16 protein-coding genes are annotated in these 17,170 nt (G+C 54.5%); 2 read left to right on the forward strand and 14 right to left on the reverse strand.

Annotation, left to right across the window (positions count from 1 at the left end; translation table 11 throughout):
- Positions 1 to 43: 43 nt before the first annotated feature.
- Positions 44 to 565 carry a 23S rRNA accumulation protein YceD gene (gene yceD, locus EOS97_RS23515; RefSeq protein WP_001174492.1) on the reverse strand — a complete coding sequence of 174 codons (522 nt, stop codon included), beginning with the start codon at positions 563 to 565 and terminating at the stop codon, positions 44 to 46.
- A 197-nt stretch (positions 566 to 762) separates the two neighbouring features.
- Between yceD and EOS97_RS23520 the strand changes: the two genes are divergently transcribed.
- Positions 763 to 1,347, forward strand: a complete 585-nt coding sequence (locus tag EOS97_RS23520; RefSeq protein ID WP_001137605.1) for a nucleoside triphosphate pyrophosphatase — start codon at positions 763 to 765, stop codon at positions 1,345 to 1,347.
- Positions 1,348 to 1,418: 71 nt separating this feature from the next.
- Here the strand turns inward: EOS97_RS23520 and EOS97_RS23525 are convergent, their stop codons facing one another.
- The 3 genes from EOS97_RS23525 to rluC form a co-directional block, all read right to left on the reverse strand.
- A complete protein-coding gene (locus EOS97_RS23525) occupies positions 1,419 to 1,643 on the reverse strand; it encodes a hypothetical protein (protein WP_000528430.1) in 225 nt (74 codons plus the stop codon).
- Between the two features lie 203 nt (positions 1,644 to 1,846).
- The gene (locus EOS97_RS23530; RefSeq protein WP_077906519.1) at positions 1,847 to 2,590 is read right to left on the reverse strand and encodes a DUF3053 domain-containing protein; all 744 of its coding nucleotides are present in this window, start codon (positions 2,588 to 2,590) and stop codon (positions 1,847 to 1,849) included.
- 155 nt (positions 2,591 to 2,745) lie between these two features.
- Positions 2,746 to 3,705, reverse strand: a complete 960-nt coding sequence (rluC, locus tag EOS97_RS23535) for a 23S rRNA pseudouridine(955/2504/2580) synthase RluC (protein ID WP_000846315.1) — start codon at positions 3,703 to 3,705, stop codon at positions 2,746 to 2,748.
- Positions 3,706 to 4,278: 573 nt separating this feature from the next.
- Here rluC and rne point away from each other — a divergent pair.
- Positions 4,279 to 7,482 (forward strand): ribonuclease E, encoded by a 3,204-nt coding sequence (gene rne / locus EOS97_RS23545; protein WP_000827473.1) that lies wholly within the window; start codon positions 4,279 to 4,281, stop codon positions 7,480 to 7,482.
- A 256-nt stretch (positions 7,483 to 7,738) separates the two neighbouring features.
- Here rne and flgL read toward each other — a convergent pair whose 3' ends face one another.
- The 10 genes from flgL to flgC all read right to left on the reverse strand — a co-directional run bounded on the left by flgL (position 7,739) and on the right by flgC (position 17,169).
- Entirely contained in the window at positions 7,739 to 8,692 is a 954-nt protein-coding gene (flgL, locus tag EOS97_RS23555; protein ID WP_001223032.1) for a flagellar hook-associated protein FlgL, read from the reverse strand.
- Positions 8,693 to 8,706: 14 nt separating this feature from the next.
- Positions 8,707 to 10,368: a flagellar hook-associated protein FlgK gene (flgK, locus tag EOS97_RS23560; RefSeq protein WP_000096425.1), complete on the reverse strand. Its 1,662-nt coding sequence runs from the start codon at positions 10,366 to 10,368 to the stop codon at positions 8,707 to 8,709.
- Positions 10,369 to 10,432: 64 nt separating this feature from the next.
- The gene (gene flgJ / locus EOS97_RS23565; protein WP_000578680.1) at positions 10,433 to 11,383 is read right to left on the reverse strand and encodes a flagellar assembly peptidoglycan hydrolase FlgJ; all 951 of its coding nucleotides are present in this window, start codon (positions 11,381 to 11,383) and stop codon (positions 10,433 to 10,435) included.
- Positions 11,383 to 12,480, reverse strand: coding sequence for a flagellar basal body P-ring protein FlgI (locus EOS97_RS23570; RefSeq protein ID WP_001518955.1), 1,098 nt, complete (start codon positions 12,478 to 12,480; stop codon positions 11,383 to 11,385). The genes flgJ and EOS97_RS23570 overlap by 1 nt, the downstream gene beginning before the upstream one ends.
- Before the next feature lie 11 nt (positions 12,481 to 12,491).
- Positions 12,492 to 13,190, reverse strand: coding sequence for a flagellar basal body L-ring protein FlgH (gene flgH / locus EOS97_RS23575; protein ID WP_001174897.1), 699 nt, complete (start codon positions 13,188 to 13,190; stop codon positions 12,492 to 12,494).
- A 54-nt stretch (positions 13,191 to 13,244) separates the two neighbouring features.
- Positions 13,245 to 14,027: a flagellar basal-body rod protein FlgG gene (flgG, locus tag EOS97_RS23580; RefSeq protein WP_000625851.1), complete on the reverse strand. Its 783-nt coding sequence runs from the start codon at positions 14,025 to 14,027 to the stop codon at positions 13,245 to 13,247.
- Between the two features lie 13 nt (positions 14,028 to 14,040).
- On the reverse strand, positions 14,041 to 14,796 hold the full coding sequence (locus EOS97_RS23585; RefSeq protein WP_000349278.1) for a flagellar basal body rod protein FlgF: 756 nt from the start codon (positions 14,794 to 14,796) through the stop codon (positions 14,041 to 14,043).
- Between the two features lie 20 nt (positions 14,797 to 14,816).
- Positions 14,817 to 16,028: a flagellar hook protein FlgE gene (flgE, locus tag EOS97_RS23590; protein ID WP_000010564.1), complete on the reverse strand. Its 1,212-nt coding sequence runs from the start codon at positions 16,026 to 16,028 to the stop codon at positions 14,817 to 14,819.
- Positions 16,029 to 16,054: 26 nt separating this feature from the next.
- Positions 16,055 to 16,753, reverse strand: coding sequence for a flagellar hook assembly protein FlgD (gene flgD / locus EOS97_RS23595; protein WP_000020450.1), 699 nt, complete (start codon positions 16,751 to 16,753; stop codon positions 16,055 to 16,057).
- Between the two features lie 11 nt (positions 16,754 to 16,764).
- On the reverse strand, positions 16,765 to 17,169 hold the full coding sequence (flgC, locus tag EOS97_RS23600; RefSeq protein WP_001196448.1) for a flagellar basal body rod protein FlgC: 405 nt from the start codon (positions 17,167 to 17,169) through the stop codon (positions 16,765 to 16,767).
- Between the last annotated feature and the right edge of the window lies 1 nt (position 17,170).

Genomic DNA, 17,170 nt, shown 5'->3' on the forward strand with positions numbered 1-17,170 from the left:
CTCCTCAATTACGGTTTATCCCTGCGTCCGCGGGGAAGACCTATTACTTACGCTTTAAGCTGGCTAATACGGCAAATGGGTTTGGCTTTTGCGCTTCATCAGGCAGTTCGCCAAAGACCATGTCCGCCTCGGACACTTCACAGTGTTCAGAATCATGCACCGGAACTACCGGCAAGGCGAGGATGATTTCATCTTCAACCGTCGCCAGCAGATCGATTTCGCCGAATTCGTTTACCTCAATCGGCTCATACGCTTCCGGCAGTGCTTCAGCCTGCTCGTCGGAACGGACAGGGCTAAAACAATACGTTGTGTGAACCTGATGGGTAAACGGTTTCCCGCAACGCTGGCATTCGAGCGACACCGTAACGACCGCATCGCCGGTTAAAACGGCGAGACGCTGGTTATCGATAGCGAACGACATGGAGCATTCCACATCACTGTCCACACTGACTACAGATTCGGCAACGCGCTCAACCTGATCGGGGGTATAGATACCCTGGTAATCAAGGCGTTTTTGAGCGGTACGAACCGGATCAAGAGTCAGGGGTAATTTTACCTTTTGCATAGGGCGCGCATATTAACTTCGTAACGTCATATAGTCAAAGAAAAAGGCAGCCTGCGGTTGCCTTTTGCCAATAATTCGCACACATTGCGGGTTACAGACTTATTTTCGCTCAAGACGAGTCAGTATGACAGGCTTGAAGACCGAAGAGCATAGTTTAAGATGGCTCTCATCATTACGCTATATCTGAGGGAAAAAATATGCCCCGTCTCATCCTTGCGTCTACCTCTCCCTGGCGTCGCGCGCTGCTGGAAAAGCTGACGATTCCTTTCGAATGCGCCGCGCCGGATGTTGATGAAACCCCCATGCCGGGCGAAGCGCCGCGTCAGTTGGTGCTGCGGCTGGCGCAGGCGAAGGCGCAATCGCTCGCCGCGCGTTTCCCGAATCATTTGATTATTGGCTCCGACCAAATTTGTGTTCTGGACGGCGAAATCACCGGCAAACCGCTGACGGAAGAAAAAGCGCGTCAGCAATTAGCCAAAGCCAGCGGAAATATTGTGACGTTTTATACCGGACTGGCACTGTATAACTCCGCCTCCGGGCACTTACAAACCGAAGTGGAGCCTTTTGACGTTCATTTTCGCCATTTAAGCGAAGCGGAAATAGACGACTATGTCCGTAAAGAGCATCCGCTGCACTGCGCGGGAAGTTTTAAAAGCGAAGGTTTAGGCATTGCATTATTTGAGCGCTTAGAGGGTCGTGATCCGAACACGCTGATCGGCTTGCCGCTTATTGCCCTGTGCCAGATGCTGCGACGGGAGGGCTTCAACCCGCTACAGCAGTAAACGGCTTACTCTGTAGGCTTTTCAAATACCGCTAAAAGCCGTTTCTGCACGTGTTGGTAGTTATCTCCCGTTTATTGGGGAGCAGTTTCGACCGCTTCCAGTTCTAACCAACTGGAAAGCGCTTGTTGTGAACAATTTAGCGCCTGCCGATCTTCACTCTCTTCGTGCGGGCCCGTTTCCTGGTCAATCCATTCACCGACCAGAAAAAAAGCATTGGTATTACGAACCGATGTACGGTGCGTTTTATCCCATAGGGTATCAACAGCGGTGTACGTGCGCGTTAATGAATTCCCCACCTCAGTTCAGTTTTGTAAAAACACATGTTCTCAATACTCGCCTGACGCGCTCTACGGCGTCAAAAGCGGCTTACAAACTTATTCTCGCGAGCAACTCTCAGGACGTTTACTGTCCTGAAACCTTCCCTTTGCGACTCGTTAAATTCCATCTCGCGATGAGTTTACGCCCCCCCTAACATTGCTTCACCTCACGACACATTCCTTTAATTAACGCCGCCAGCATCCGCCGCATCTTGTTGACTATTTATAAATTCAACCATCTGCTGAGTAAGATGGTTTATATCATTCTGCGTAATGAAAAAATTAAATTTTTGATCCTGAAAGTGTTCTTTTGCTGCCAGGTCGGCAAAAACCGCTTTTCCATTCGTTTCAAAGCGGACTTTATTTCCCTGTTTTTGCAGAAACTCGCCCATTGCGACCAGCTGGTCGAGCCGCTTTCCGCGCAGAAAATAATAGCGAGTCATCGTCTCATCCAGCGGTGTTACGGTTTTATTCCACGCAGCGTCAAAAACAGGCTTCACATCAGAGGGGAGCTTTAAAGCAGAATATTTTTTTCTGTTTTCACTACTCACATTTTTCAACCGAAGGATAAATCGATTGTTTACGTCACGAGCCACACGTAGCTCGTTCAGGAAAACCAGATTATCACGCTCAGACTGAATAACACCGGTGATCTTATCCTCCTGGCCGGTCTCATACACCACAGCAAAGATTTGCCCGTAGGCAGCTAATAGTACATCGTAGTCATCGGCGTAATGACCAAAAGCCTGACGTTGGGCTGGCGTCAACTCACAGACGCCCACCACGGGAGACGTAATGATTTGCGTATTCAAATACTCAACGAAAGCCCGTCGTGAACTATCGCCCTTCCCTTCGCAACCGGCCAACATCGCGATCACGAGCGGCACGATAACGTATTTTCCCCAACGCGGAGTAAATGAGCGCATCCAGCTAGTATTGGCCATCTGTTCGTCCTTAAACGCGCCGAAATCCGGATCGCAAGAATAAACAGTGCACAACGGTAAAAATGCGTCGGATACAGCAAAACAAAAATATTATGAGAAAAGTGAGATTCGGGCAGATAACCTGCCCGAGAGAGGAACTATTTTGCGTTACGCAGCACCTGCAGACTGCGCTTCAGGGCGTTATCCATTGGCGCTTCAATGCGCATGACATCGCCCGTTCCCGGATGCGTGAACTTCAGCGCCGCGGCGTGCAGAAAGAGACGTTTAAGACCGGTTCCCGCTTCGGTAAGCTGTTGATCAAACTCACGGTCGCCGTAGCGATCGTCGAACGCAATAGGGTGACCGGCATATTGGGTATGTACGCGAATCTGATGCGTACGGCCCGTGACCGGGCTACAGCGCACCAGCGTGGCGAAGGCATAGCGCTCTTCCACCTTGAAGCGCGTTTCTGACGGTTTGCCTTCCTGGCTCACGCGAACAATGCGTTCGCCGCTTTGCAGAATGTTCTTTAATAATGGCGCCTGTACGGTTTTAACGTGCGATTGCCACTGGCCGCGCACCAGCGCCAGATAATCTTTCTGCATTCCCTTTTCGCGCAGTTGTTCATGCAGCGAACGCAGCGCGGAGCGTTTTTTCGCCACCAACAGCACGCCGGAGGTATCGCGGTCAAGACGATGCACCAGTTCCAGGAATCGCGCTTCCGGACGCAACGCCCGCAGCCCTTCGATGACGCCAAAACTTAACCCGCTCCCGCCGTGTACGGCGGTGCCGGAAGGCTTATTCAGCACCAGAATATGGTCGTCTTCATACAAAATGACGTCCGCCAACGCCGCCACTTTTTGCAAATGCGGCGACACGGCCTCTTCTTCGCGTTCAGCAACGCGAACCGGCGGAATGCGGACTTCATCGCCCGCTTCCAGTTTGTATTCCGGTTTAATGCGTTTTTTGTTCACCCGCACCTCGCCTTTACGCAAGATGCGATAAATCATACTTTTTGGTACCCCTTTCAGTTGGGTGCGCAAAAAGTTATCAATGCGTTGCCCCGCTTCGTCAGCGGCGATAGCAACAATTTTTACGGATGGCGTTTCTGTTTTCATGGGGGGCGATTCTAAATAGCCTGTGAGATTCGCGCCACACATTTTTCTATGCTTATAGAGACGTCTACGCCAGTGGATGAACATTTTTCACTGCGGTTTTGCTGGTTATTAAAGCGATTGGCTCACGCTGGTGAAAAAACTGTGAGTAAGCGGGTGATAAATGGTAAAAGTCATCTTGCTATAACAAGGTTAGCAGTGGAATAATGATGCGGTTTCCGCACCGAAACTTGTTAAAACAAAAAGTTTAGCGGAATAACCCATTTTGTCTGACCGATCATCAACGCAGCAATGGCGTAAGACGTATTGATTTTTCAGACAGTTAGCGGGCTGCGGGTTGCAGTCCTTACCGGTAGATAGGATCTTCTCTGGAGAGTAATGCCCAGGCTGCTTCCCTGATAATTGCGCTGTGTTTCCGTATGAAATACAGGCAACCGACACTCTGCGCCTCTTTGAGCTGACGATAACCGTGAGGTTGGCGACGCGAAATAGTCACGAGGCCATCGGTTCATGCCCGGTAAGGCGTCACCATGCCCGCAGCTTAGTCGTCAACGTAAGAATAATGAGTAAGTTACGATGAAAAGAATGTTAATCAACGCGACTCAGCAGGAAGAGTTGCGCGTCGCCCTTGTAGATGGGCAGCGTCTGTACGATCTGGATATAGAAAGCCCCGGACACGAGCAGAAAAAAGCGAACATCTATAAAGGCAAAATTACCCGTATTGAACCGAGCCTGGAAGCGGCTTTTGTTGATTACGGCGCAGAACGTCACGGTTTCCTCCCGTTAAAAGAAATTGCCCGCGAATATTTCCCCGCTAACTACAGCGCTCATGGTCGCCCGAACATTAAAGACGTGTTACGCGAAGGCCAGGAAGTCATTGTTCAAATCGATAAAGAAGAGCGCGGCAACAAAGGCGCGGCGTTAACCACCTTTATCAGTCTGGCGGGCAGCTACCTGGTGCTGATGCCGAATAACCCGCGCGCGGGTGGTATTTCCCGTCGCATTGAAGGCGACGATCGTACCGAGTTAAAAGAAGCGTTGGCCAGCCTGGAACTTCCTGAAGGGATGGGGCTTATCGTACGTACCGCGGGCGTGGGTAAATCCGCCGAAGCGTTGCAGTGGGATTTAAGCTTCCGCCTGAAACACTGGGAAGCCATTCAGAAAGCCGCTGAAAGCCGTCCCGCGCCGTTCCTGATCCATCAGGAAAGCAACGTCATCGTACGCGCGTTTCGCGACTATCTGCGTCAGGATATCGGTGAAATCCTGATCGACAATCCAAAAGTGATGGAAATGGCGCGTCAGCATATCGCCGCGTTGGGCCGCCCGGATTTTAGCAGCAAAATTAAGCTGTACACCGGTGAAATCCCGTTGTTCAGCCATTACCAGATCGAATCGCAGATCGAGTCAGCGTTCCAGCGTGAAGTGCGCCTGCCCTCCGGCGGCTCCATCGTCATTGACAGTACCGAAGCGTTAACCGCCATCGATATCAACTCCGCCCGCGCGACTCGCGGCGGCGATATCGAAGAAACCGCGTTCAACACCAATCTCGAAGCGGCCGACGAGATTGCCCGCCAGTTGCGTCTGCGCGACCTGGGCGGCCTGATCGTTATCGACTTTATCGATATGACGCCGGTACGTCACCAGCGCGCGGTAGAAAACCGTCTGCGTGAAGCGGTGCGTCAGGACCGGGCGCGTATTCAGATTAGCCATATTTCCCGCTTCGGCCTGCTCGAAATGTCGCGTCAGCGCCTGAGCCCGTCGCTGGGCGAATCCAGCCATCACGTGTGTCCGCGCTGTAGCGGTACCGGCACCGTGCGCGATAACGAATCTCTGTCGCTGTCCATTCTGCGCCTGATTGAAGAAGAAGCGCTGAAAGAGAATACGCAGGAAGTCCATGCCATTGTTCCGGTGCCGATCGCCTCTTATCTGCTTAACGAAAAACGGACGGCAGTGAACGCTATTGAGACGCGTCAGGATGGCGTCCGCTGTGTCATCGTCCCGAACGATCAGATGGAAACGCCGCACTATTCCGTGCTGCGCGTACGCAAAGGGGAAGAAACGCCGACCCTGAGCTACATGCTGCCGAAGCTGCACGAAGAAGCGATGGCGCTGCCTTCTGAAGAAGAGTACGCCGAGCGTAAACGCCCGGAACAGCCTGCGCTGGCGACATTCGCTATGCCAGATGTGCCTCCAGCGCCGACGCCTGTCGAACCGGCGGTTAGCGTCGCCACGGCGAAAAAGGATAATGTTGCCGCCACACAGCCTGCCCAGCCGGGTCTGTTTAGCCGCTTCCTTAACGCGCTGAAACAACTGTTCAGCGGTGAAGAAACGAAAGCCGTTGAAACAGCCGCACCGAAAGCGGAAGAAAAAGCGGAGCGTCAGCAGGATCGTCGCAAGCCACGGCAGAACAACCGTCGCGATCGTAACGAACGCCGCGACACCCGTGATAACCGTGCCGGACGTGACGGCGGCGAGAGCCGCGACGATAATCGTCGTAACCGTCGCCAGGCGCAGCAGCAAAATGCGGAAACGCGCGACACCCGCCAGCAGGAAACGGCGGAAAAAGTGAAAACTGGCGATGAGCAGCAACAGACGCCGCGTCGCGAACGCAGCCGCCGCCGCAATGATGACAAGCGCCAGGCGCAGCAGGAAGTAAAAGCGCTTAACCGCGAAGAACAACCTGTCCAGGAGACCGAGCAGGAAGAACGCGTTCAGCAGGTTCAGCCGCGCCGCAAGCAGCGTCAGCTTAATCAGAAAGTCCGCTTTACCAACAGCGCAGTGGTTGAAACGGTTGACACGCCGGTCGTCGACGACAAACCACGCCCGGTTGAAAACGTTGAACAGCCCGTTCCAGCGCCGCGTACCGAGCTGGCGAAAGTTGATTTACCTGTCGTTGCCGATATCACGCCGGAGCAGGATGATAGCGTAGAACCTCGCGATAATACCGGTATGCCGCGTCGCTCCCGCCGTTCTCCGCGCCACCTGCGCGTAAGCGGTCAGCGTCGCCGTCGCTATCGTGACGAGCGCTACCCGACACAATCGCCAATGCCGTTAACCGTCGCCTGCGCGTCGCCGGAAATGGCATCCGGTAAAGTCTGGATCCGCTACCCGATTGTCCGTCCTCAGGAAACGCAGGTTGTTGAAGAGCAGCGTGAAGCAGATCTGGCGCTGCCACAACCGGTTGTCGCTGAACAGCAGGTTATCGCTGCGACCGTAGCGCTCGAACCACAAGCGTCGGTACAGGCAGTAGAAAACGTTGCCGTTGAGCCGCAGACCGTCGCCGAACCACAGGCGCCGGAAGTCGTCGAGGTCGAGACAACGCATCCGGAAGTGATTGCCGCGCCGGTTGATGAACAGCCGCAACTGATTGTCGAAAGCGATACGCCGGAAGCGCAAGAGGTTATTGCTGACGCCGAACCGGTAGCAGAAACCGCCGACGCGTCCATTACGGTGGCTGAAAACGTAGCTGATGTTGTCGTTGTCGAGCCAGAAGAAGAGACAAAAGCGGAAGCGGCTGTTGTGGAGCACACGGCAGAAGAAACCGTTATCGCACCGGCCCAGGTGGTGGAAAAGCCGCAGGACGTTGTCTGCGTTGACGATCATAACCACGCCAGCGCGCCGATGACGCGTGCGCCAGCGCCGGAATATGTGCCGGAAACCCCGCACCATAGCGACTGGCAGCGCCCTTCCTTCCACTTTGAAGGTAAAGGCGCAGCAGGCGGACACAGCGCCACACGTCACGCCAGCGCCCCGGCAACACGACCACAGCCGGTAGAATGATGTAAATGCTGATACAAAGCCGACCGCCAGGTCGGCTTTTTTATGCCCCTTACAGGGCGATGCCTCACCCCATGGCGTCTTTTAGTCACTCCAGGCGTTTATGAGATCGGGCGGGATAATACGTACGGATGGCGTCGCTACGGGCGCGACAATATGACCACTAACTCAATGACGACTAAAAAAATGCCCGCGCCGGGGTGGATGGCGCGGGCAGACAAAACATATCCAGTTTCGTGATATGTTTCAAAAAGAGGCGTTACCGGTTCAACTGGAAAAGCGACATTCCCTGCATGTCGGTAAACGTTTTATAGGACGCCTGTAATGCCGCCTGTTGCATGACGTAGGAGGAGATGACCGAGTTCCAGTCCACATCTACCAGGTTGCTCATCTGCAGCTTCTGTCCCAGCGCACGGTCGCTTCCCAGTGAATCCAGCGTACTGAGTTCGCTCAGTTGCGTTCCCAGTTCCGCACGAACGGTCAGGACGTTATTGAGCGAATTTTTTAAGCCGCGATTGGTTTTATCAATGGCGGCAGCGGCCTTTTCTTTTTCCACGTCATTGCCTTCCACCGGGGTCTTGAGCGCGGCAATTGCCGTATCGAGCATGACAAACAGATTCTTTTCGGAGTCCGAGCCATCCGGTTCCGGCACCGCATTGCTGGTGATGCTATTAAAAATTTGCGCGCCCGTATGGCCAATTACCATCGTGCGTGCGGAATCCACCTGCTGGGTAACACTTTTCTCGCCGCCATGATAACCACCTGTCGCCTGGTCGAATGGCGCCGCTTCCGTTTTATACCCGGCAAAGATATAGCGACCATTGCCGTCAGTGCTGTTTGCCAGGTTCATCAGCTGATCGCGGATCCCCTGTAAATCCGTCGCCAGCGACGCGCGGTCATCGTCGCTTAACGTGCCGTTTCCGGCATAGACGATTTTTTCCTGCGCGGTTTGAATCGCCGTCGTCACCTGACTGAGTACGCTTTCTTCCAGCGACACTTTTTGGGTGGCAAACGTACGCGCCAGGGCGTACTGGCTATTCTGCGCCTGCGCCTGAGAGAGTACTACCGCCTGCGACGCGGCGATCGGATCGTCAGATGGGTTGGTAACGCGCTTACCGGTAGACATCTGCTCGCCCAGCTTCATCCATTCGGCCTGAGAATTAGTGATGCCGCTCATATTTTGTTCGTACATCATCTGGGTACTGATACGCATGTCATCCTTCTCCTTTAGCGAATATTCAGTAACGCATCAAACAGCGCATTCGCGGTCTGCAATACTTGCGCATTCGCCAGATAATACTGCTGATAACGCTGCAAATTGCCGTACTCTTCGTCGAGGTTAACGCCGGAAACCGACTGTTGCTGTTTATAAAGCTGTTTAACCACATTCGCTTGCGTGGTGCTGCTGGTTTTCAGCGTTGACGTTTTGTTACCCACATCGCTGACCAACGTGGCGTAAGCATCGTTAAAGGTTTTGTTGCCGCCCACTACATTGCTGTTTTGTAAGTCCAGCAATGCCTGACCATTGCGGTTATCGCTGTCGCCGGTATCCACGTCAGGATCGAGTTTTGACTCAGACGCCATCGCAATCTCGGCTTCATTTGTCACTTTAACGTTCATGTCGACGATAGCATTGCTGACCGGCTTGAGAAGAAAACTGTCGTTTTTCTGTGCGCCAGTCCCTACCGTCACTTTCAGACCGTCAATCTCCAGTTTTCCGTCAGCATCTTTTGTCGCCGTGAAGGTGGTGTTATCCGCAGTGCGAGTAACCTGCCAGTCTGTACCGTCAAAAACAATCTTATAATCCGTCGCCTGAACCTTCGTGCTGTCGACCACCTTAGCGGTTAGCGATACCGTTTTATCGGCATTATTACTGTTGCTATATACCACCGGCGAGCCAATGCTAAAGAAGTCTTTCCCTTTATTGCCGTCGGCGTCATAACCTTTGGTATGCTGCGCGTTAAACGCATCGGCAAACGCCAACGCCAACTGGCCCAGCGTATTACGAGTCTGATCCAGATCCTGAGAACGGAACGTCAGTAATCCGCCGAGCGAACCGGTGTTCAGCAACTTTTCCGGAATTTCGATGTTACCGGCGGCCTCATCGACATAAGCGACAGTCGTTCGCGTCGGGTCGGCGCTGGAGGGAACCGCCGCCAACTGACGCGCCGTCGACCCCTGCACCAGCGTATAGCCATTGGCCATCGTCAGGTTATAGGTGCCGCCGTCCTGTACACTCACCTCGACGCCAACGATCTTGTTAAGCTCGCTGACCAACTGATCACGCTGATCGAGCAGGTCGTTCGGCGATGCGCCCGCGCCTACGCCCGTCATACGGGAGATTTGATCGTTCAGGTTAGCTATCTGCTTCGCGTAATTGTTGATTTGCGCCACGCTGGAGCCAATCGCGATATTGACCTGTTTATCCTGATCGCGCAGATACTGATCGGTGGTTTTGAACTGGTTTACCAGCCCTTCCGCTTTACCAATCAGCGCCTGACGCGCCGCAGGATCTTCCGCATTACTGACTAACGTTTGCAGGCTGGTAAAAAAACTCTGCAACGAACCAGACAGTGAGCTGGATTTATCGGCCAGCAGGTTGTCGATTTTCGACATTTGTTCATAGCGCGTGGTTAAGCCGCTGCTCTGGTTTTGCGCGCCGCGTAGCTGATTAGTGATAAACGCATCATATTCGCGCTGTACGCCTGAAACGTAAACGCCATTACCTATCCAGCCGCCAGCCCCTAACGTACTGTTTGCCTGCGCCAGAATAGTTGTCTGCCGGGTATAACCCGCAACGTTATAATTGTTGATGTTATTACTGACCGTATTTAACGCGGCCTGCGCGGCGTTAAGTCCGCTCATGGCGTGATTAATCAAGCTGGACATGATGGTTCCTTTTAATCCTTCAATACTCGTTGTTATCGGCAGCGACTACGTGGACTTGAGCAATTTAAAAGAGATTGTCGAGATTCGCGCTGTAGGTTTTGCTGACCTTTTCACTCATCGCTTTCAACTGCTGAATCATGCTGGTCAATTTACGCGCGTAATTCGGGTCAGTGGCGTATCCGGCGTTTTGCAGGGCCACTGCGCCTTGCTCTGCCGTGGCGGCAGTGGTCACGGCAGCGTAGCGTGGGTTACGCGTTAACAGCGCGACATAATCCGATAACGCCTCCAGATACGAGTTATAGACGCGGAATTTCGCTTTCACTTTTTTCGCTTCGCCATTTTCGTATTCAGTGGTGGTGATTTCCGTCACCGGCCCTTTCCAACTGGCGGTCGCTTTCACGCCAAATACGTTATAGCTGGGTTCGCCATTCTCCCGCAGGATTTGCCGCTGCCCCCAGCCGGACTCCAGCGCCGCCTGCGCCAGAATCAGATGATGCGGCACCCCGCTTTGTTCGCTGGCCAGCCTCGCCGGGAGCGAAAGCCGGGCCAGAAAGTCTTTACTGTCACCGGAGAGCGGCGCATCGCTGCTGTCCGGCGTTTTCGGTATGGCTTTGCGCACCAGTTGGGTCAGCGCCTGATTTTGATAGCTGTTTACCGTCTCCAGGGAGAATTTAAGCGGTACTTGCGGCGCATCATCCGCAGGCATCGTCTGCCCGCCCGTCATCTGTTTAACCATCATATCCGCCAGCCCCAATCCCTTACCGGCGGTCATCTGCTGGGCGATCTGCTGGTCATACATGCTGGTATACAGACGTGTCTGATCGCTGCTGAATAAACCATCTTTGGGTAAAGCCTCGCGCATACTTTTCAGCATCATCTGCACAAACATCCCTTCCACCTGACGGGCCACAGGACGGATATTCGCCGCCGGGTCCTGGCCCGCTTTCGCTTTCAGTTCGTTCAGAGATTGCGCATCCCAGGCCGCGCTGGCCAGCAATTTACCGTCTCCGATCATCAGATGATTTCCAGTTTGGCGCGTAGACAGCCCGCGCTCTGCATGGACTGCAAAATCGACATCAGGTCCATCGGCGTCGCGCCAAGCGCATTCAGCGCGCGCACTACGCTGTTCAGATTGGCGCTGGAACGCACGCTCTGTAGCGATCCGCCGCTCTGACGCAAATCTATCTGAGTCTGTGGCGTCACCACGGTCTGCCCGCCGCCAAATGGCGTATTCGGCTGGTTGACGTTGAGCTGGCGATTGACTGTCACTGACAAATTGCCCTGCGCCACAGCGCAGCTATCCAGCGTGACTTCCCGATTCATGACCACCGAACCGGTACGCGAGTTGATCACGACTTTTGCATCCTGCGGCGTCACGTTGACTTCCATATTTTGAATGTCCGCCAGAAAACGCACCTGCGAGCTGTTGCCGCTGGGCACGCGTACCTGTACCGTTCGCGCATCAAGCGCAGTGGCGCTGCCGTAACCGCGGGCGCGGTTGATGGCGTCGGTAATTTGCTGCGCCATCGTAAAATCTTCGTCGTTCAATTGCAGGTTAATGGTGTTGCCAGCGCCGAACTGAGTCGGCAACTCGCGTTCGATAATCGCGCCATTAGTGATGCGCCCGCCATTAAGCTGGTTAACCTGCACGCTACTGCCGCCTGCGGAAGCGCCCGCGCCGCCGACCAGAATATTGCCCTGCGCCAGAGCATACACCTGGCTGTCCACCCCTTTTAACGGCGTCATTAATAACGTCCCGCCACGCAGACTTTTAGCGTTCCCCATTGAGGAAACGACGACATCGATCGTTTGTCCCTGTCGCGCAAAAGGCGGATACGACGCCGTCACCATCACCGCCGCCACGTTTTTCAACTGCATGTTGGTGCCGGTGGGGACCGTAATCCCCAGTTGTGACAGCATGTTATTCAGCGTCTGGGTGGTAAATGGCGTCTGGGTCGTCTGGTCGCCCGTACCGTCCAGCCCGACCACCAGCCCGTAGCCGATCAGCGAGTTTTCCCGTACTCCCTGGACACTGGTCAGATCCCGGATACGCTCGGCGTGCGCCAGAGTGGCAACCAGTGCCAGAACGATTCCTGCAAGAGCTTTAAACACATACACCTCGCTTACATCGGCGACAAATTAAGGAAGAAACGTTGCAGCCAGCCCATATTTTGCGCTTCGTTAATATAGCCGTTCCCGACATATTCAATCCGCGCATCCGCCACCTGTGTCGAGGGAACAGAGTTGCTGCCGCTGATGGTGCGTGGATTTACCACGCCGGAGAAGCGGATGAATTCCGTTCCCTGATTAATCGCGATCTGTTTTTCCCCCACGACGTGTAAATTGCCATTGGCCAGAACCTGATCGACGGTCACGGTCAGCGTGCCGCTAAAGGTATTGCTGGCATTCGCGCCGCCTTTACCATTAAAAGAGTTGCCGCCGGAGGCCTCCATATCCGCGCGGGAATTACCGAATAATCCCTGCAGATAACGCGGTACCGTATCAAAACCAAAGCTGGTTTTGCCGTCGCGACTGGCATTTGCCGACGAGCTTTTACTGGCGCTGACGTTTTCCTGTAACACAATCGTGAGCGTATCGCCGATATTACGCGGTCGACGATCTTCAAAAAGCGGCTGATAGCCATAATTAATCGGCTGCGCAGACTGAAATATGGAGCCATTCGCCACCGGTACCGGGCCAGGTATCGGCTGCGCCGTGGTCGCCCCCTGCACAAGCGGTTTAGCGGGTATCCAGGCGCATCCTGTCAGCGTCGCGACCATCAGGGCCATAACTGGGTAAGCGTGAAGCGCGTATTTTTGCATTACCTTCATCTTCAAAATCAGGGAGCCGGTGGCGTATCCCCCACCGGCGGCCCCTTAGAGTTGCGTCAGTTTCTGCAGCATCTGATCGGTCGTCGATACTGCTTTACTGTTAATTTCATAGGCGCGTTGAACCTGAATCATGTTCACCAGCTCTTCCGCCACGTTAACGTTCGACGTTTCGACATACCCTTGATACAACAACCCCGCGCCGTTGAGCCCCGGCGTGCTTTCGTTCGGCGCGCCGGACGATTGCGTTTCGATATAGAGGTTCTCGCCAATGCTTTCCAGCCCGGTGTCGTTCATAAAGGTGGTCAGGTTAAGCTGCCCGACCTGAACCGGCGCGGCCTGCCCCTGCTGGGTCACGCTGACCACGCCGTCGCGGCCAATCGTGATGCTTAACGCGTTGGCCGGAATGGTGATTGCCGGCTGCACCTGAAAACCGCCCGCCGTCACCAGTTGACCATTCTGATCCACCTGGAAAGAGCCGTCGCGGGTATAGGCAGACGTACCGTCCGGCAGCATGACCTGGAAAAAGCCCTGCCCTTTAATCGCCACATCTTTACTGTTGTTGGTCTGCGACAGGTTCCCCTGACTGTGCAGGCGCTCCGTGGCGACCGGACGCACGCCGGTACCGATTTGCAGCCCGGAAGGCAGCGTCGTCTGCTCGGACGACTGCGCGCCCGGCTGGCGGATGGTCTGATACAACAGATCTTCAAATACCGCGCGCTGACGCTTAAAACCATTGGTGCTGACGTTTGCCAGGTTATTGGCAATCACATCCATATTGGTTTGCTGCGCGTCCAGACCGGTTTTGGCGATCCATAATGAACTGATCATAAAATGTCCTGTATTAACTCATCGACAGCAGTTGGTTAGCTCGCCCTTCGTTCTCATCTACGCTGGTGATAACCTTCATCTGCATTTCAAAACGACGTGCGTTGGCGATCATGTCGGTCATGGCTTCAACCGGCTTGACGTTACTGCCCTCCAGCACGCCCGACATAATGCGAATTGACGGGTCGGCGGCCAGTACCGCCCCGCGTTCAGCCTGTGCCTCGGCGGTAAGGCGGAATAAACCGTCATCGCTCCGCTGCACCTCATTGCCTTCCGCTTTGACCAGCTTCAGTCGCCCAACGGGCGCCACCGTGTTTGGCGGGTCGCCGGGATTGAGCGCGGAGATCGTGCCGTCTGCCGCAATGGTGATTTCCGACCCTTCAGGAACGGTAATCGGTCCGCCTTCGCCGATAACCGGATGTCCCTGAATGGTTAACTGCCCGGTCGGGCCCACCTGGATATTCCCGTTACGGGTATATCCTTCAGCGCCATCCGCCGCTTGCACCACCAGCCAGCCGTCCTGCTGCAACGCAACATCCAGCGGGCGGGAAGTGTAGTCCAACTGACCCGGGGTCATATCCGCCCCGGGCGTCGACGCCGTAACCAGCGTGCGCGTTGCTAAAGAGAGGCCATCAACAGGCACTGCGCGTAACGCGTTAAGCTGTGCGCGAAAGCCCGGCGTCGAGGCATTAGCCAGGTTGCTGGCCGTTACCGCCTGCTGGTTAAGCGTCTGGCTGGCCGCCCCCATGGCGGTATAAATTGCGTGATCCATTAAGCTATCCCGTCAGGCGCTTAGCGCAGGTTAACCAGCGTATTGAGGATCTGGTCCTGGGTTTTGATGGTCTGCGCATTCGACTGGTAGTTACGCTGCGCGACGATCATATTCACCAGCTCTTTACTCAAATCCACGTTAGAGGCTTCCAGCGCGCCGTTCGTCAGCTTACCGAAGTTGCCGGAACCGGCAGTCCCCAGCAGCGCTACCCCAGAAGCCTGCGTTGCCGCCCAGACGTTATCGCCCTGGGATGCCAGACCTTCGTTATTGGCGAAGTTAGCCAGCACTATCTGCCCCAGCACCTGCTCCTGCTCGTTGGAGTAGTTGCCAACCACGGTGCCGTCGTTGTTAATCTGGTAGCTCACCAGGTCGCCAGGCTTATAGCCGTTTTGATTGGTGGCGACGATATTGTTCGACCCGGTGTTCTGCTGCATAGAGTTAAGGAAGCTGAGGGAGAAGGTGGCCTTAGTCGCGCCATTAATTTCACCGGTTTCGATGTCAACCGTACCACCAGACTCCAGAATCCCGTTTTCATTGAATTTCAGCGTAGTGGACGCCGTTGTTGGCGCTGTGGCTGCAGGATCGCTGCTGTCATGGGTATACACAGCCCATTCATTATCTTTGGTTTTCACAAAATAGACGTTCATGTCATGGGCATTACCCTGGCTGTCATAAACGGTGACGGTGCCTTTTTTGTTATACGAATCCGCATCACTCACGCTAAAGGGCGTTTTAGACGGTACAGGGTCCGTTGAGTTCAGGTTGATCTGCATTGACGCGGTGGTGGTCGATTTCGCCGCCATCAGCGTGTTCGGAATGGTGATCGGCGCAGGATTCGCCCCCTGCTGAATGGTCGGCGGCGTACCGGTGGCCGGATAGCCGGTCAACTGCATCCCCTGCATATTGACCAGGTTACGGTTCTCGTCCAGTTTGAACTGGCCGTTGCGGCTATAGAACACGGAACCGTTGCTGTCTACCAGGCGGAAAAAACCGTTCTGGCTAATCGCGACATCCAGCCCGCGCCCGGTGTTCGTTGTCGTACCGTCGGTAAAATCCTGGGTAATCCCCGCCACTTTTACGCCCAGCCCCACTTTGGAACCGGCGAACATATCGGCAAATGATGCCGTACCGGACTTAAAGCCATAGGTGGCGGAGTTGGCGATGTTATTACCGATAACATCAAGGTTGGTGGCCGCAGCGTTCAGGCCGCTAACCGCTTGAGAAAAAGACATGACTGACTCCTGATAAGTGTAAGGGCTTAGATTATTTGCCGAACTTCGTCGAGTGTGGTGGTGCCGTAGGTACCCAGATCCAACAGGTTGCCGTTACTGCCCTTCGTCACGCCCTGTACCAGAGCGAATTGCAGCGGCTGCGCCACCAGTTGCGTTCCGCCATTGCTGGCGGTAATCGCAATGTTGTAAGAACCATTCGGTACCGTTGTTCCGTCCGTTTGCTTACCATCCCAGGTAAAGGTGTGTACCCCGGCTCGCAACTCACCGATCTCCAGCGTCCGTACCACCCGGCCATCTTTATCGGTAATGGTTGCCGTCACTTTGTCCGCAGGCTGTTGCAATTCCACGCCAAACGGCGTCGTGGACGTCACGGCCCCTTCTTCCGCGCCTTTACCCGCCAGAATTGTGGTGCCAGGCACCATAACGCCATGTCCAATCAGCGTGGTCGCCTGTAGGGACTGACTATTATCGATTTGCCCAGAAATAGCCCCCAGCGTCGTATTCAGTTTTTCAATGCCGCTCACGGTACTGATTTGCGCCAACTGCGTCGTTAACTCATTATTTTGTAATGGGTTAGTCGGGTCCTGGTTCTTCAATTGCGCGACCAGTAAGGTCAGGAAACTGCTTTGCAGATCGGCAGCGTTGCTTCCAGTCATCGACCCGCTGCCGGTCGTCGTTTTGACGCCCGTGTTGGTCGGGTCATTCATATTTACGGCAATAGACATACGCGCCTCCTTTACTGGCCTAATGTCAGCGTTTTAAGCATCATGCTTTTTACGGTATTCAGGACTTCGATATTTGCCTGATAGCTGCGCGAGGCTGACATCGTGTTAACCATTTCGCCGACCACATCGACGTTGGGCATTTTGACGTAACCATTAGCGTCCGCCAGCGGATTGCCTGGCTCATAAACCAGCTTTTCCGGTGCCTGACTTTCAATCACGCTGGCGACCTTTACCCCGCCAGTGGCTTGCCCCGGCGCGGCGTCCACCTGAAAAACCACCTGTTTGGCGCGATAAGGCTGTCCGTCCGGGCCGGTGACGCTATCCGCATTCGCCAGGTTACTGGCCGCAACGTTCAACCGCTTGGACTGCGCGGCAAGCGCCGATCCGGCAATATCAAAAATGTTTAACAGCGCCACG

Source organism: Salmonella sp. SSDFZ54 (genome assembly GCF_004010735.1).
Lineage (GTDB): Bacteria > Pseudomonadota > Gammaproteobacteria > Enterobacterales > Enterobacteriaceae > Salmonella > Salmonella enterica.